General features: G+C 59.3%; 13 protein-coding genes. 7 read left to right on the top strand and 6 right to left on the bottom strand.

The features are described from left to right. Positions 1 to 25 precede the first annotated feature (25 nt). The 4 genes from FHX09_RS09340 (at position 26) to ubiA (ending at position 3709) form a co-directional block, all read left to right on the top strand. Positions 26 to 1285 carry a cyclopropane-fatty-acyl-phospholipid synthase family protein gene (locus tag FHX09_RS09340; protein ID WP_132588442.1) on the top strand — a complete coding sequence of 420 codons (1260 nt, stop codon included), beginning with the start codon at positions 26 to 28 and terminating at the stop codon, positions 1283 to 1285. A gap of 58 nt (positions 1286 to 1343) precedes the next feature. Then, positions 1344 to 1925: a histidine phosphatase family protein gene (locus tag FHX09_RS09335; protein ID WP_007793271.1), complete on the top strand. Its 582-nt coding sequence runs from the start codon at positions 1344 to 1346 to the stop codon at positions 1923 to 1925. A 110-nt stretch (positions 1926 to 2035) separates the two neighbouring features. Next, entirely contained in the window at positions 2036 to 2710 is a 675-nt protein-coding gene (locus FHX09_RS09330) for a hypothetical protein (protein WP_210301529.1), read from the top strand. A 39-nt stretch (positions 2711 to 2749) separates the two neighbouring features. Then, the gene (gene ubiA / locus FHX09_RS09325) at positions 2750 to 3709 is read left to right on the top strand and encodes a 4-hydroxybenzoate octaprenyltransferase (protein ID WP_132588443.1); all 960 of its coding nucleotides are present in this window, start codon (positions 2750 to 2752) and stop codon (positions 3707 to 3709) included. A 61-nt stretch (positions 3710 to 3770) separates the two neighbouring features. Here ubiA and FHX09_RS09320 read toward each other — a convergent pair whose 3' ends face one another. Beyond that, a complete protein-coding gene (locus FHX09_RS09320) occupies positions 3771 to 4337 on the bottom strand; it encodes a DUF6101 family protein (RefSeq protein WP_037082805.1) in 567 nt (188 codons plus the stop codon). A gap of 299 nt (positions 4338 to 4636) precedes the next feature. On the opposite strand from FHX09_RS09320, the gene FHX09_RS09315 reads away from it, so the two are divergent. Continuing rightward, positions 4637 to 7354 (top strand): DUF1217 domain-containing protein, encoded by a 2718-nt coding sequence (locus FHX09_RS09315; protein ID WP_132588444.1) that lies wholly within the window; start codon positions 4637 to 4639, stop codon positions 7352 to 7354. Positions 7355 to 7369: 15 nt separating this feature from the next. On the opposite strand, the gene FHX09_RS09310 is transcribed toward FHX09_RS09315, so the two are convergent. The 3 genes from FHX09_RS09310 to FHX09_RS09300 form a co-directional block, all read right to left on the bottom strand. Beyond that, the gene (locus FHX09_RS09310) at positions 7370 to 8797 is read right to left on the bottom strand and encodes an FAD-binding oxidoreductase (RefSeq protein ID WP_183718932.1); all 1428 of its coding nucleotides are present in this window, start codon (positions 8795 to 8797) and stop codon (positions 7370 to 7372) included. A gap of 19 nt (positions 8798 to 8816) precedes the next feature. Then, positions 8817 to 9791, bottom strand: coding sequence for an L-threonylcarbamoyladenylate synthase (locus FHX09_RS09305; protein ID WP_132588446.1), 975 nt, complete (start codon positions 9789 to 9791; stop codon positions 8817 to 8819). An 80-nt stretch (positions 9792 to 9871) separates the two neighbouring features. Further along, positions 9872 to 10477 carry a DUF6656 family protein gene (locus FHX09_RS09300; RefSeq protein ID WP_132588447.1) on the bottom strand — a complete coding sequence of 202 codons (606 nt, stop codon included), beginning with the start codon at positions 10475 to 10477 and terminating at the stop codon, positions 9872 to 9874. A gap of 415 nt (positions 10478 to 10892) precedes the next feature. Here FHX09_RS09300 and FHX09_RS09295 point away from each other — a divergent pair, with 415 nt between their 5' ends. Further along, a complete protein-coding gene (locus FHX09_RS09295) occupies positions 10893 to 12137 on the top strand; it encodes an aromatic ring-hydroxylating dioxygenase subunit alpha (RefSeq protein WP_007793249.1) in 1245 nt (414 codons plus the stop codon). Positions 12138 to 12202: 65 nt separating this feature from the next. Here the strand turns inward: FHX09_RS09295 and FHX09_RS09290 are convergent, their stop codons facing one another. Then, positions 12203 to 13192, bottom strand: coding sequence for a GH25 family lysozyme (locus FHX09_RS09290; protein WP_132588448.1), 990 nt, complete (start codon positions 13190 to 13192; stop codon positions 12203 to 12205). A 241-nt stretch (positions 13193 to 13433) separates the two neighbouring features. Between FHX09_RS09290 and FHX09_RS09285 the strand changes: the two genes are divergently transcribed. After that, a complete protein-coding gene (locus FHX09_RS09285; protein WP_246699414.1) occupies positions 13434 to 13868 on the top strand; it encodes a BA14K family protein in 435 nt (144 codons plus the stop codon). A 52-nt stretch (positions 13869 to 13920) separates the two neighbouring features. Here the strand turns inward: FHX09_RS09285 and FHX09_RS09280 are convergent, their stop codons facing one another. Beyond that, positions 13921 to 14916: a transporter gene (locus tag FHX09_RS09280; RefSeq protein WP_007793241.1), complete on the bottom strand. Its 996-nt coding sequence runs from the start codon at positions 14914 to 14916 to the stop codon at positions 13921 to 13923. Between the last annotated feature and the right edge of the window lie 162 nt (positions 14917 to 15078).

Here is a 15078-nt window from a genome sequence, read left to right as displayed (position 1 = left end):
CCTGTCACATTGCGAGGCCTTGTTCATGGCGTCGGCTTTCTTATCGATCGTCAAAAAACTCATCCGCAAGGGTAATCTGAAGCTCACTCTCGCCAATGGCGAGACGCATATAGTTGGCGACGGCACTGGTGATCTGGTTGTTGTTCGCGTTGCCGACGAGGAGGCGGAGAAGTTGATCCGCCGCGACCCCACCCTAAAGCTCGGCGAAATGTACATGGAGGGCCGGTTCATTCTTGAACGCGGCAGCATCTACGATTTCCTGGAGATGGTGAAACAGAACACCACCAACGAAATCTTCGATATCCCGATGGCGGCCCTCCTGATCAGCCGCATCGCTCTTCAACAGTTGAAAAGCCGTCTGCCGGTCAATCGCAACAAACGCAACGTGGCGCACCACTACGATCTGTCCGAAAGGCTGTTCGAACTCTTCCTCGACGAGGATTGGCAGTATTCCTGCGCCTACTACAACCCACCGGGCATCAGCCTGGAGGAGGCACAGGTTGCCAAGAAGCGCCACATCGCCGCCAAGCTCCTGCTAGAACCGAACCAGCGCGTGCTTGAGATCGGCTCCGGCTGGGGCGGCATGGGTATGTATCTGGCCGAAGCCGCGCCCGGCCTTCATGTCACCGGCATCACGCTTAGTGAAGAGCAATTGAAGATCTCGCGCGAGCGTTCGAAACAGCGCGGTCTTGCCGACCGTGTCCGCTTCGATCTGCAGGACTACCGGACGATGACCGGTCAGAAGTTCGATCGCATCGTCTCGGTCGGCATGTTCGAGCATGTCGGCATCGGCAACTTCGACAAGTACTTCAAGAAAGTGCACGAGTTGCTGGCCGATGACGGCGTCATGCTGCTGCATTCCATTGCCCGACCGAAGCCAAGCTTCGCGACCAACGCCTTCATCGAGAAGTATATCTTTCCGCAAGGCTACATTCCCTCGATCGGAGAGACGATCCCCGTGATCGAGAAGGCCGGTCTTCTGGTGCGCGATGTTGAAGTGCTGCCGCTTCACTACGCCCAAACGCTCCGCCATTGGCGCGAGCGTTTCGTCGCCCACAAGGCGGAAGCCGTCGCCCTGTACGATGAGCGCTTCTTCCGCATGTGGGAGTTCTATCTGGCCGGTTCGGAAATCGGCTTCCGCTGGGACGAACTCTTCGTCATGCAGATCCAGATTTCCAAGAACCAGTTTTCCACGCCTGACAACCGCAACTACATTGCGGAGAATGAGGCGAAGCTGAAGGAGTTCGAGGCGACGCGCCCGCCGCTCGAAAAGGTTATACTGTGATCAACCGGGAAGGCGCGGCACCAACCGCGCCTTTTCTTTCTTGGAAAGAGACCGACATATGAGCAGTGCGTTTCCCGAGATCTATCTCGTCCGGCACGGCGAAACGGAATGGAGCCTTTCCGGAAGACATACCGGCCGCAGCGATATTCCTCTGACGGCAAACGGCGAGGAAGCGGCGCGCCAGCTCGGTCCGCGCCTTGCGGGCAAGAGCTTTGCCGCCGTGTGGTCCAGCCCGTCGCAGCGTGCCCGCAACACCTGCGAACTCTCCGGCTTTGGCGCCGGCGCGATCGTCAAGGACGATCTGGCCGAGTGGGACTACGGCGCCTACGAGGGCATCACGACCAAGGAAATCCATGCAAGCCGACCCGGCTGGCAGCTGTTTCGCGATGGGTGTCCGAGCGGCGAGGCGGCAGGCGATGTCGGTGCACGGGCAGATCGGATCATCTCGGGACTGCGGCAGGCCAATGCCCCCATCCTGATCTTCTCGAGCTCGCATTTCCTGCGCGTGCTCGGCGCGCGCTGGCTCGGACTACCGCCGGCTAATGGCGCGCGCTTGATCCTGGACACGACAAGCATCAGCGTTCTCGGCTACGAGCACGATGTGACGGAGCCGGTCATCCGACGATGGAATGGTGTCTAGAAATACGACTTTGACGAGCAGTCCCGACTCAGATTGAGTGCGTGTATAGACGCGCGAGGGAGGGCGGGATACTACGCGAGACATTCAGCATTATCGGCAGAAACTGGTCCATGTACGTGGTTGTCGTCATTGGTATCATGGCCCTTTCGATATTCGATGAACTCTCGGGCAAAACGTCCAGTGGAGCGACGAGCTTCATGTGGAGTTATGTCGCGATGTGTGTTCAGGGGGCGGTCATTTACTCCGCGCCGTTTGCTGAGGTCGGAAAGCGCGCGGGCTTCGGAGGAACGTTTCCTTACTTTCTCAAGACGGTAGCGCTTCTCATCGGAGCGCTCGTCATCTCGCTGCCGATATTCATGTTTTTGCCCTCGGAGTTAGGTGTATCTGTAAGCGTGCTGCGGTTCGCTTTCGCTCTGTATGTCGCCTATCCACTGGTATTGTCGCTTTTGGGAACCTGGCCAACTTCGAGCATCACCGGTCACGAGACAACGCTTGTGGATGCTCTCCGGCGCGGCACAGCACGATTTTTCCGAACGTCCGGTCGGCTCGTTGCCGGGATGATTTTGCCGGCGGTCCTGTCGATACTGCTTGTCGTGGTTGCGTCTCAGTTTGGGACCTCGCCGTTGCTGTTGGTCGATGGGAAACCGAATGTCGTCATGCTCGCGATCTCGGCTGCAGCGGCATTTCTTCAGGCGCTCGGTGTGAGCTATGCCGCAGTTGTCGTTGCCCGCGTTTACCTTTCAGGGGAGCACGGTTCTGCGGAGTTTGGCACTGCGGCCGCATGATGGCTTGACCCGCACCTTGACCGATCGCTAGATGGCTTCATGCAACAGATCGGCGGAATAAACGGGCGCGTTGCGGATGCGCCTTCGAACAATTGGGTTTATCGGGTCCTGCCTCCATGGCTCTGGCCCTATGCGCAGCTTGCGCGGTGGGATCGGCCGATTGGCTGGCAGCTCCTGATGTGGCCCTGTTTCTGGTCGGCAGCGATGGCCGCAAATGCGACCGCCCATATTGGGCAGTTTTCCGGCGGCCAGCTGATTTTCCATCTTGTACTTTATTTCATCGGCGCGGTTGCGATGCGGGGGGCAGGGTGCACCTATAACGATCTCGTCGATCACCAAATCGATATGGAAGTGGCCCGCACCCGCTCGCGGCCGCTGCCATCCGGCCGCGTGACGCGCACGCAGGCCAAGATGTTCATCGTCCTGCAGGCGCTGGTTGGGCTGCTGGTCGTTCTGCAGCTTAACTGGTTTTCGGTCATCCTCGGCGTCGTTTCGCTCGCCATCGTAGCGCTTTATCCCTTTGCCAAGCGCTTCACGGACTGGCCGCAATTCTTCCTCGGCCTTGCCTTTTCCTGGGGCGCTTTGATGGGTTGGGCGGCGATCTTTGGCAGCCTTTCGCTGGCGCCGATCCTCCTCTACGTCGCCTCGGTGGTCTGGACGATCGGTTACGACACGATTTATGCCCATCAGGACAAGGAAGACGATGAGCTGATCGGCGTTCGTTCCACCGCGCGGCTATTCGGCGACAAGACGAAACAGTGGCTCGTCGGTCTCTATGGCCTGACGCTCGTGCTCGCCTTCTGCGCCTTCCTGGTTGCGGGCGTCGGCCTGTTTGCCTATCTCGGCCTGCTCATTGCTGCCGGCTTGTTTGCCTGGCAAATCGTAACGCTGGATATCAGCGACGGCGATCAGTGCCTGGCATTGTTCAAGTCCAACAATCGCGTTGGTCTGATCATTTTCCTCGGCCTCTTTCTTTCTCTTCTTTTCGTCCTGCCCTGAGGCGGAAACGACAATGCCCGGCACAGCGGCCGGGCATTGATAATCTGAAACGGCGCGCCGCTTAGCTGCGGGCGATAATTTCCTTGCCTTCGATCTTCATGGCGACGCCGAGCTTTCCGGTCGTGCGGCGCACGAGGAAGCGCGGGCGGCGATTGGCGAAGTAGGAGTGGCGGCGCCGCGGCTTCAAGGCGCTGGTGCGTAGGTCGCCGAGATGTTCTTCGAGCGGACGTGCGACGCCGTCGGCCTCGACCATCAGCATCGGAATGCGGAAGGCTTCCGACCAGCTGCGCCAATCGGCGGCGATATCCGCGAGGTCGTGAGCGACCAGCAGCGGTACGCAGAGCTCCGGATCTTCGTGGTGAAGCTCCAGTGTTACGGTCACTTCGCCGTTGCCGTGGTCAATGGCGCGGGCGGCAACGCCCTTGAAGGCGCGCTTGGGAAGTGCGATCGAAAGCGGTAGGCCGCTTGAGGGAAGAACCTTGCGCAGGATAGCGCCACGTTCGTCGATCGTTATGCTGACGTCACTTGAGGAGTCGTGGATGGCGTAGCTGACCTGCTGGGGAAAGCGAGACGGATCGAGACGCAGTGTCGTTCCAGCCCATACGGGCTTCATAACGGTGTTGTTCATGTTCATTCTACCCTTGTCTTACCTGAGAGCCGGTTTCCGGTCTTCTCCTCGGGGCTTTTCGCCCTCTATGGCTCGACAATAGGCGGCGCCTGTTCCGGACAGCTTAAAAATCGCGGTTAAGAAAACTTTGCCTCCCTGGATGGTTATCAAAACCGAAGCCGGCAAGGTTTCCGGAGGGTGAACGCCGGCTGTGCCATATTGCAACGCAGGATGGGTAAGTCTCGGGTAAGCTTTTTATCGCAAAATAGCGCAGAACCAATCTGTCATACTTTGAAGACTTTGCCGGAAAAGGGCGCGTTATGATCTCTGCTTCGATGGCCTACAACATACTGTCGGGGAACATGAAGCAGAGCCTGGATCGGGTTGCCGCCCAGGCAACGGTCAAGCGCGACGCCGAGTATTACAAGGACAACATCAACAAGGTCAAAGACGTCGACGATTTCCTTGGCAACTACCGCCTCTACAGCTACGCGATGAAGGCCTATGGCCTAGATGACATGACTTACGCCAAGGCCTTCATGAAGAAGGTGCTGGAAAGCGATCTCACCGATGCCGATAGCTTCGCCAACAAGCTGACAGATACGCGATACAAGGAGTTCGCTGCCGCGTTCAATTTCAATTCGCCGGCAGCGGATGCGCAGAGCGACGCCCAGGAAGACGATCTGATTGGTCTCTACACACAGTCCTTCGCGGACGAGAGCAAGAATGCCACGACCGAGACCGACTACTACAGCAACGCAATCGACGCAGTGCAGGATGTTTCCGACATCGTCAGCAACAGTCGTGTGCGCACCTATGTCCTGAAAGCCTACGGTATTGACCCGACCTACGTCTCGAAGGACTTCCTGACGCAGGTTCTGACAAGCGACGTCAACGATCCAAACAGCTTCGTGAACGTCAGCGGCAACGACAAATACAAGGCGCTTGCTGCGCAATTCAATTTCAACGCCGATGGCACGGTCAGTGGTGCTGCTCAGACGACTGCGCAGAAGAATGCTGTAATGGAGCAGTACAATCTGACTGTTCCGTCAATCGCGACGCCGGCGGCCGCCGACTATAACAAGGCCTACTACCTGTCCAAGATCGGAACGATCACAAATGTCTCCGACCTAGTAGCGGATAGCCGGCTGGCGTCCTATATCAAGACAGCGTTCAGCATGGGGGACCTCAGCAATGCTGCCCTGAAGCTGGTGCTGACCGATTCCAACTATGCGAATACGTTGGGCTATGGTGAAGCCTACAGCGCGTTCAACTTTAACGCGGACGGCACGATCGATTCCACCGCTGCCTCCTATACCGCGCAAACCTCCGATCAGATCGATGCCATGGCTGACATGGCGTCCGCAGCGTCGAGCTACTACCAGTCCAAGATTGTCACAATTACGAATGTCGACGATCTGATAGCCGATCCAAGGTTGACGCGCTTCATCAAGGATGCCTACGGCATGCCGCAGACGCTGAGCGATGCCGATCTGAAGAGCGTGCTCACGGACACGACCTATGCCTCGACGCTCGGCTACGACAACGTCCCCGCGGCCTTTAACTTTCTCGCCGATGGCACGGTGTCGGACATAGGCGTTGCGCAGACCACTGCGCAGGCGCGTTCCACAAATTCCGGCGCCAATGCCAACCTTGACTATTTCCAAAGCAAGATAGGCGCCATCTCCAACGTGGACCAGCTGATCGCGGATCAGAAGCTTACAAGCCTCATCAAGTCGGTGTATCGGATGCCTGCCGATACCAGCGACGCGGACCTGAAGAGCATTCTGACTGATCCAAGCTTTGCCTCCGCTCAGGGCTTTACCAGCGTCAACCAGGCATTCAGCTTCGCCTCGGACGGATCAGCCGCGGCGGCCTCCGGTCCGCAGAGCGCCGAACAGCAGATGAACACGACCGACAGCTATGCGGTCCGTTATGATGATGCACAGCAAGAGGCCATCGACGCTGCCGTCGCCAACTACAAAGAGCGGATGAGCGACGACAACATCAAGAAGGTGGATGATTTCCTCCGCTCCAATGCGACGGCGGATCTGAATAAGAAGAACGACGACCTGCCTGACCCCTATCAAATGGCGCTGCGCGCCTATGGGCTGACGGAGCAGGATGTGCCGCGTTCGACATTGCGCAAGCTTTTGAAGAGCGACCCCTATGATCCGAACAGTTATGTCGCCTCGTTCAAGGACGAGCGCATCACGAATCTCGTCCGCGCCTTCAATTTCGGCAGCGACGGCAAGATTACGTCGGAAGTGCAGGCTCTCTCTCCTGCCGTCATGGCCAAGTATGCGACAAACTACAAGTCGCGTGCCACCATGGGAATGAGCGACGGCTCGATCAAGGACAAGGCCTCGAAGGATGCGACGACGGCCGTCGACAATTTCGCCAAGGGCATGGCAGAGGTAAAGTCGCTCGACGATTTCCTGACGAATGACAAGCTAACAAGCTTCGTGCTGAAGGCGAACGGTCTCGACCCCACGAAATACGACGAGGAGACCTTGCGGAAGATCTTCACGTCTGACCCGTCCGATCCGAAGAGCTATCTGAACACAAAGGCAGATTCGAAGCTCAAGGAAATCGTCGCCGACTTCAATTTCGATACCGAGGGTGACCTGACCCGCGCCAAGATCGGCGCGGTCCAGAACGTCGGCGCCGAGGATCGCACGCAGCAGAGCTATCTCCAGCAGACCCTCGAAACGCAGCAGGGTGAAAGCAATGACGGCGTTCGCCTTGCTCTCTATTTTGCCCGCAAGGCGCCCGACATAACCTCGCTCTACACCATCCTCGGGGACAAGGCGCTGTTCCAGGTGATCACGACCACCTATAGCCTGCCGAGCGGCATTTCGAGCATGGATGTCGAAAAGCAGGTCGATCTTCTGAAGAAGTTCGTGAATCTCGACGATCTTCAGGATTCGAAGAAAGTCGACAAGCTGATGAAGCGCTTCACCGCTATGTACGATCTGCAAAACAGCTCCAGCAATTCGCCCGCACTGACGATTCTGACCGGCGGCACGTCGAGCTGACGATCTCGAATACCTCTAATCGACGCTGACGACCTTGCCAGGGTTCATGATGCCGGCCGGGTCGAAGGCGCGCTTGATCCTGCGCATCAGGTCCATTTCGATCGCCGGGCGGATCGAAGCCAGTTCATCGCGCTTCAGCTGACCGATCCCATGCTCGGCCGAAATCGATCCGCCATGCGCCAGCACGAAGCCATGGACGACGTGGTTCATCTCGCGCCAGCGCGCCAGAAAGGCCTGCTTGTCTGCACCGATCGGCTGGGAAATGTTGTAGTGAATATTGCCGTCGCCCATATGGCCGAAGGCGCAGATGCGGGCGCCGGGCATCGCGGCCATCACCGCTTCGCCGGCCTCGCGCATGAAGGCCGGGATTGCCGAAACCGGCACGGAAACGTCATGCTTGATCGATCCGCCTTCCGGCTTCTGTGCGTCCGACATGCTTTCGCGCATATGCCAGAGCGCCTTCTGTTGCGCGACCGAAGAGGCGACCGCCGCGTCCTGAACCAACCCGGCTTCGAAGCCCTGCTCAAGCAGTGCCGTCATCATTCGCTCGGCGGTCTCGGCCGAATCGGACGTGGAAATATCGACTAGGACATACCAGGGATGCGTCGATTCCAGCGGATCGCGCACGCCCTCGATGTTGCGGGCGGTAATCTCGACGCCGAAGCGTGGCATCAGCTCAAAGCCCGTCAGCGAGGAGCCGCAAAGGCTGGACGCCAGGTTGAAGAACGCAAGGGCATCCTCGACCGAGTTAAGGCCCGCGAACGCGACCTGCTTGCCAAGCGGTTGCGGAAAGAGCTTCAGCACTGCGCCGGTTATGATGCCGAGCGTGCCTTCAGCGCCGATGAAGAGGTCGCGCAGATCGTAGCCGGTGTTGTCCTTCTTGAGGCGACGTAGTCCGTTCCAGATTTCGCCGGTGGGCAGCACGACCTCGAGGCCGAGGCAGAGCTGGCGCATATTGCCATAGGCAAGCACGGCGGTACCGCCGGCATTCGTCGAGAGATTGCCGCCGATCCGGCACGAGCCCTCGGAGCCAAGCGACAACGGAAATAGCCTGCCGTGCGCCTCTGCGGCCATCTGCACGTCTGCGAGGATCGCGCCGCCATCGGCGACCAGAATGTTGGCTACCGGATCGACATCCCGAACCTTGTTCATGCGCTCGAGCGAAATTATGATGTCGGACTTGCCCTCGCGCGGCGTCTGGCCGCCGACGAGACCCGTGTTGCCCGTTTGCGGCACGACGGCAGTTCCGGTCTCGGTTGCGAGCTTCAGGATCGCCGACACTTCTTCGACGGAGCCGGGCTTCAGAAGGAGAGGCGAGGAGCCATGGTAAAGGCCGCGGTTTTCGATGAGATGCGGCGCGAGATCCGCCTCGCTGCGAAGCGCGTGTTTCTCGCCGACGATGGCGGCGAAGCGGTCGAGAAGTTCGGGAGAAACGCTGCTCATCGAAACGTGGTCCTTTTCGCTATTCGCGTGGCGCGGCAGCGCGGCGCAGCCGGTCGTTAATTGCCTCGCCAAGTCCTTCGTCGGGGATGGCTGAAAAGGCGATCGTCGAGGCGCCGCTGGCATCGGCCTTCTTCATATAGTCGAACAGATTGGCCGCTGCCTCGGCAAGATCCCCGTCGCGGCTGAGATTGAGCACGATCTTTGCATCATCGGCGCCGGCAACGGAGGTCTTGCCGAAGGCAATTAATGCCTCGGTGGAATCGACATGCGTCGCGTCCAAGCGGACACTTGCGCCAGGCGCATAGTGGGACGCCAACATCCCTGGCGCCTCGATGGCAGCAGACGCCTTCCGAGATCTCAGAAGCTTCTGACCGGCCACGCGTTCGATCTCGGAGGCCGGCAACCCGCCTGGTCTAAGGAGCCGGACTTTGCCGCCCTGGACCTTGACGATCGTGGACTCGACACCGACGGTGCTGGCGCCGGCATCAAGGATCAGCTTGATGCGCTCGCCGAGATCGGCGTCGACATGGGCAGCGCTCGTTGCACTGATCTTGCCCGACGTATTGGCGCTGGGCGCGGCGAGCGGCCGCCCGAAGGCGCGGATCAATTCGCCTGCAAACCCCTTCGGCACGCGGATGCCGACGGTATCGAGACCCGCAGTTGCCAGCGAATGAATGGCGCTCTCGGGTTTCAGCGGGAGCACGAGCGTGAGCGGGCCGGGCCAGAAGGCTTCGGCCAGCGCGCGCGAAACGGGGTCAAACTCCGCGTGTCTTTCGGCCATGGCAAGATCGGCCATGTGGCAGATGAGCGGGTTGAAGCGCGGGCGGCCCTTGGTCTCGTAAATATGGGCGATCGCAACCGGATTGGTGGCATCGGCGGCGAGCCCGTAGACGGTCTCCGTCGGGATTGCGATCGGGAATCCGTCGCCAAGTACCGCACAACCGGCTTCGATAGCCTGCTGCCTGTCCTTTGTGATGTCGATCGATCGTGCCATGCGCTGTCCGGATTGCTGTCCGGCAGTCCTTATGCCTTCCCGGCGATTGGATCAATATCAGAGCGGGCCGATGATGCCGATCAGAGCTGGCGAATGATCTCGCGCAGCTGCTCGTTGCGTGCGCCAAGCAGCAGCACATTCTTGATGGCGATTTGCGGATCGTCGGTCCGGAAGAGCAGGCCGTTGCCCCGCACCGAGCGGTCGATCGTCATCTTTTCGGGTGTATGTTCGCCCGGCTTAATGGCGACGGCGAAGTACATGCGCGAATACTTGACATCGATCTTCTGGAAGAAATTGTCGTTGTCGCCGATGTCGGCGTAGAAATTCGCGATGTAGAACGCCCAGCTGACTTCCTCGTAGCGGGCGAATTTCGTCCGCGCCGCCGTCACATGGCAGTAGCCGAGATGCGGGCTGTCCTCCAGCGTCCGATGAAACAGCATCTTTGGAAACTGGATCGAGTGGTGAAAGCCATTGATATGTTGATGCGTTCTGGCGCCGGCGGTCTCCAGCTTGCGGCCCGTCCTCTCCGCGACTTCGTCATGCGTGAGGTAGCGCCGTTCCTCGGCGAGCCAGTGCGCCCGGGTGCGCGTGATCTTTCCCGTGCGCAGAAATTCGGAATGCGAGGCGACCGGTGCCGCGCTGCGTGCATTGCTGTTGCTGGCGTCGAAATAGCGAAGCTTCGCCATGGTGGATATCCGCATGCATGTCTGATGCGGCAAGGATAGGCAATCATGCTTAATGGTAGATTAAGCATGATTGCCGTCCGCAGATTGGAGGACCTAGTTCATTGGCCGTCATGTCGCAAATGCGATAACCGTGGCGATGCCGGGCTGAGAGCCCAAGCATGAATTGGGTTGCGTCGATGTCGTAATTGGCCTTACTTGCCGAGAATGAAGCATTTGTAGGTTGGAGCCGTGTTCGATTCCGCACTCCTTGGTCGCCTGTCGTCATTTTCGAAGCCAATGTCGCTTTACAACCAAACGCCGCGCGCCAGCGGTGTTTAAATGTCTTTCAAGAAAGTCTCCTGACGGAGAGGGAGCGAAGCTTCCGGCGGCTTTCGCCTTCGATCAAGCGGCGGCCCCACCATACGAGGATATGCAGATGGATATTCGCAGCAACGTATTGCGGCAACTCAAGACCCGACGGGAAGGCTTCAGTCTCGAGCAGCCCTTCTATATCGACGAGGACTACTTCAAGCTCGATATGGAAATGATCTACTACCGCGATTGGCTGTTCATGGGCCATGACTGCGAGTTGCCGAAGCCAGGAGCCTATTTCACCGTTCAGATCGGCGACTATCCTGTCGTCATCGTTCGCGGCCGCGACAACGTCATCCGCGCCTTCCACAACAGCTGTCGCCATCGCGGTTCGCGCGTCTGCACCAAGGAGCACGGTTCCTCGGTTCGCCTCGTCTGCCCCTATCACCAGTGGGCCTACGATCTCGATGGCAAGCTCGCCTTCGCTCGCCACATGGGCGATGATTTCGACAAGAGCGGCTACGGCCTGAAGCCGGTTCATTGCGAGAGCTTCGGTGGCTACATCTTCATCTGTCTCGCCCAGAACGCGCCGGATTTCCAGCCGGTGCGCGACATGGTGGCTCCTTACATGCTGCCACATCATTTGAGCGAGGCAAAGGTCGCCTTCCAGAGCACGATCATCGAAAAGGGCAACTGGAAGCTCGTCTGGGAAAACAACCGCGAATGCTATCACTGCGCGGCCAATCATCCCGAGCTTTGCCGTACTTACCCTGAAGCGCCGAGTGTCACGGGCACGGACGGTGGTGCCGACGATCCCGAGATCGCCGGTCACTGGTCGCGCTGCGAGGCGGCCGGACTGCCGAGCAAGTTCCAGATTTCTCCGGATGGCCAGTTCCGCACGGCCCGCATGCCTTTGATCGAGGATGCCGAGAGCTACACCATGTCCGGCAAGCGCGCCGTCAAGCGGCCTCTTTCGGAGGACGTGACGATCGATCGCATCGGTACGATGCTGCTGTTCCACTACCCGACGACCTGGAACCACATTCTCGGCGACCACGCGATCTCCTTCCGCGTGCTGCCGCTCAGCGCTAACGAAACGGCCGTTACGACCAAGTGGCTTGTGCACAAGGATGCCGTCGAGGGCGTCGACTACGATCTGGCCGAGCTCACCCACGTCTGGACCGAAACCAACGATCAGGATCGCCGTATCGTCGAAGAGAACGCTTTCGGCATCCATTCGCCGGCCTACGAGCCTGGCCCTTATTCGATGCTGCACGAGGGCGGCGTCATGCAGTTCCTCGAATGGTATTCACACTTCATGGTCAATCGCCTGCAGGGCGATCAGGCGAAGCTCTCAGTCGTCGCCTGATCCAAAGGACTCCCTCCCAAGTGGCCCCGCTTTCTAGAGGCGGGGTCTTTTTTGAGGAGGGCTCCTCAGAAGTCGCGACGGGTACGGGCCACTTCGCTCTGCGGTATCGAGGAGGTGACGATAGGGTCCGGTGCAATGGCGGCGGTGTCCATGGCAGGCTTTCCGCGCGGCTCCATCTCGATCTTGGCAAGGATGAGCGGCGGGTCGGGCTCGCGCGCAGGCAGGAGGTTGCCGCGCGCCCACATCTTTGCGAGCTCCGCCCGGCTCATCGGCGCGACGTTGACATCGATATCGGTTAGGGTGCCCGGCACGCGGTAGGGGCAGCGGCGCTTGCTGCAGTTCGTTCCGGACGAGAACTGCCACATCAGGTAGTTGTCCCAGTTTCCCATCGGGAACACGCCCTTCACGTCGGGCTTGTATCGCGCATACCAGATCGGCAGGCGTGCCAGCACCGGATAGTCGTTGCGGTAGGCGGCGATGTAACGGGCAGTGTTGTGATTGGTGTAAAGAACCGGATAGCGTCCGGTTCGCGCCCTGATATGGCCTGCGAAAATCTGCGCGTCCTCCAGCGACATGAACTGCTGCGGATCGATGCCTTCCAGATCGAGGACCATCATCTCGTCGTCCTTGGGGTCGGCATAATCGAGGAAATGGTTGGCTTGGTCGACCGGATTACCCGGCCGTGCAAGGTGATAGGAGCCCCACAGCAGGCCGGCCGCCCGGGCAACGAGCCGTCGCGTCTGAAAGAGCTCGCGGCTCACCGCATACTTGCGCCACATGGTCTTGCAATGCGCAACCGTGTCCCCGGCATGATCGCCGGTGCAGGAGAAGCTTTCCGGAAGTCCGTCGGAGGCCTTCGAGATAAAGGCGGCGATACGCTTGTCGGAAAGCAGCGAATCCCAATCGATCGTGTTCAGCTCGTAGGCATCGATGACGAGCGCGTTGTTGGGGTTCTTCCAGGGAGGGATGTTCGTGGCCGCAGCCTGAGACGGAGCCCCCACGACAAGCGCCGGAACCACCAGGCGAAGCAGAAGATTTCTCCAGGATCGCTTCATGGAATGAGCCTGGTGAAAGGCGGTTAATGTCCAGTTAATCCGCGATCGCTTAAAAACGGAAAGTCGCATCAACGGCATGAAAACGGATCATTGGAACGGTTTCATAGCCTTCGCGTTATCATGCGCGCGTATTCCAACTGGGAACGGAGATTCCAAGAGTGGATTTTTTAAGAAGATAGCGATTGCCGCCATATCGTTCGTGACGCTCGCCAGTGGCCTTGTGCCTTCGCAGGCAATGCAGATGCCGGCTTTGCCGGAGGTCGAAAAGTCTGGTGACGTCCAGAATGTGCAGTATTGCCGCGGCCCCTATTGCCGCCCCGGTTTTCGCCCCGGATACCGGCCGGGCTACTATCCCGGTTCTCGCCTAGGTTATTACCCAATGTATCGCCCAGCCTACCGGCCCGGCTGGTATGGCGACTACCGCGGCTATCCCTATTACCGAAACGGCTACCGCTACTACAATGGATACTGGTTCCCGCTGGCTGCCTTCGGTGCCGGCGCAGTGATCGGCGGCGCGATCGCCTCGCAGCCGACCTATGTCGCTCCTCCCGCGGCTCCGCTTGCGTCGAGCCACGTGGCCTGGTGCGAAGCGCGCTACCGCTCCTATCGCGTCTACGACAACACCTTCCAGCCGTACAACGGCCCGCGCCAGCAGTGCATTTCACCGTACCACTGAATGAAACAGGCTTGCGTCTCAAGGCCCGGCATCGATGCCGGGCTTTCTTCATTCAAAGAATGCGAACGCGCTTCAGCAGCCACCAGGCCAACAGGATCGAAGCGATGATGAGGGCGAACGCGTATTCCGTCCCTCCGCTGCCTTCGGCAAAGGGCAGGTTCGTCGTGTTCATGCCGAAGAAACCCGTCACCAGCGTCGGCGGCAGCAGGAAGGCCGTCATGATCGACAGAATGTAGAGGTGCCGGTTGGTCTCGGAGGATAGCTTCGAATCGATTTCTTCATGCAGCAGACGCGCGCGGTCCTGCAGGGCATAAATATCGTGATCGACCGTTTCGAGACGGCTTGTGAGTCGTCCCGCGACGTCTTCGAAGCCGAACGGCATTTCGTCGTCGTGCGAGGCCGCGGCCCGGCGCATCAGGGCGAGAACCGTTCTCAGGTGCCTGTGCAGTCTGACGACTGTGCGCCTAACCGGCGCCAGCCGCCGGCGTTCGTCACGCGGCGTGTTGTCGTAGACGAAATCCTCGATAACGTTGAGTTCATCCGTCATCTCCATGACGATCGAGAGCAGCGTGCGCTGGAATTCGATCACCAGGGTCTCGAACAGGTCGACGGGACGTTCGAACTTTGTCGGGTTCTTCTCGACCAGCGCCCGAGCGCGCTCGATGCTGCGCAGCGGCTGCAGACGCGTGGTGATGATGAAGCGATCGGATATCGCAAAATGCAGCCAGCCGAGGTCAGCCGTCTCGTGATCGAACTCGCGCTGACAATCCACGAGCGTGCCGTAGAGCATCTGTTCGTCGACGGTGATCGCGGCATGCGTGTCGCGCGTAATCAACGCCGCCTTGGCATCGTCGTTCAGGCCCTCGATCGTATCGAGCAGGCCGGGAACGCGGGCATCGGCGAGATTGAGGTGCAGCCAGTAGAAGCCGCCGCCGTTCGTGAGTTCCGCCTGCGGCGCGCTGTTTGCAAGGCGTGTCGCCCTGCCGCCATCCGGCGGAAAGCGGTAGGCCCACACGAGTCCCGGTATGTTGGCAGGCAAGGTATCCATGGTGCGCCGGTCCTCTTGCGATGGCGGTCTGTGTCCTTAGAGATTCTCTATGACGGTTGTTTGTGCAAGTGCACAATAGTGCAGACAGCCCTTACTCCCTGCGCATAGCCACCGGAAAGTTTGAAATTGACGTTTACGTAAAAATCAATTAGCTCTGCCCAC

This window comes from Rhizobium sp. BK538 (genome assembly GCF_014197575.1).
Lineage (GTDB): Bacteria > Pseudomonadota > Alphaproteobacteria > Rhizobiales > Rhizobiaceae > Rhizobium.
Note: the sequence above shows the minus strand (reverse complement) of the source record. Positions and strands in the feature narration are given on the sequence as shown.

Excerpts from the sequence above, each read along its gene's own strand:
- FHX09_RS09340 (WP_132588442.1), top strand. The coding sequence starts at position 26 with ATGGCGTCGGCTTTCTTATCGATCGTCAAAAAACTCATCCGCAAGGGT.
- FHX09_RS09335 (WP_007793271.1), top strand. The coding sequence starts at position 1,344 with ATGAGCAGTGCGTTTCCCGAGATCTATCTCGTCCGGCACGGCGAAACG.
- FHX09_RS09330 (WP_210301529.1), top strand. The coding sequence starts at position 2,036 with ATGTACGTGGTTGTCGTCATTGGTATCATGGCCCTTTCGATATTCGAT.
- ubiA (WP_132588443.1), top strand. The coding sequence starts at position 2,750 with ATGCAACAGATCGGCGGAATAAACGGGCGCGTTGCGGATGCGCCTTCG.
- FHX09_RS09320 (WP_037082805.1), bottom strand. The coding sequence starts at position 4,337 with ATGAACAACACCGTTATGAAGCCCGTATGGGCTGGAACGACACTGCGT.
- FHX09_RS09315 (WP_132588444.1), top strand. The coding sequence starts at position 4,637 with ATGATCTCTGCTTCGATGGCCTACAACATACTGTCGGGGAACATGAAG.
- FHX09_RS09310 (WP_183718932.1), bottom strand. The coding sequence starts at position 8,797 with ATGAGCAGCGTTTCTCCCGAACTTCTCGACCGCTTCGCCGCCATCGTC.
- FHX09_RS09305 (WP_132588446.1), bottom strand. The coding sequence starts at position 9,791 with ATGGCACGATCGATCGACATCACAAAGGACAGGCAGCAGGCTATCGAA.
- FHX09_RS09300 (WP_132588447.1), bottom strand. The coding sequence starts at position 10,477 with ATGGCGAAGCTTCGCTATTTCGACGCCAGCAACAGCAATGCACGCAGC.
- FHX09_RS09295 (WP_007793249.1), top strand. The coding sequence starts at position 10,893 with ATGGATATTCGCAGCAACGTATTGCGGCAACTCAAGACCCGACGGGAA.
- FHX09_RS09290 (WP_132588448.1), bottom strand. The coding sequence starts at position 13,192 with ATGAAGCGATCCTGGAGAAATCTTCTGCTTCGCCTGGTGGTTCCGGCG.
- FHX09_RS09285 (WP_246699414.1), top strand. The coding sequence starts at position 13,434 with ATGCCGGCTTTGCCGGAGGTCGAAAAGTCTGGTGACGTCCAGAATGTG.
- FHX09_RS09280 (WP_007793241.1), bottom strand. The coding sequence starts at position 14,916 with ATGGATACCTTGCCTGCCAACATACCGGGACTCGTGTGGGCCTACCGC.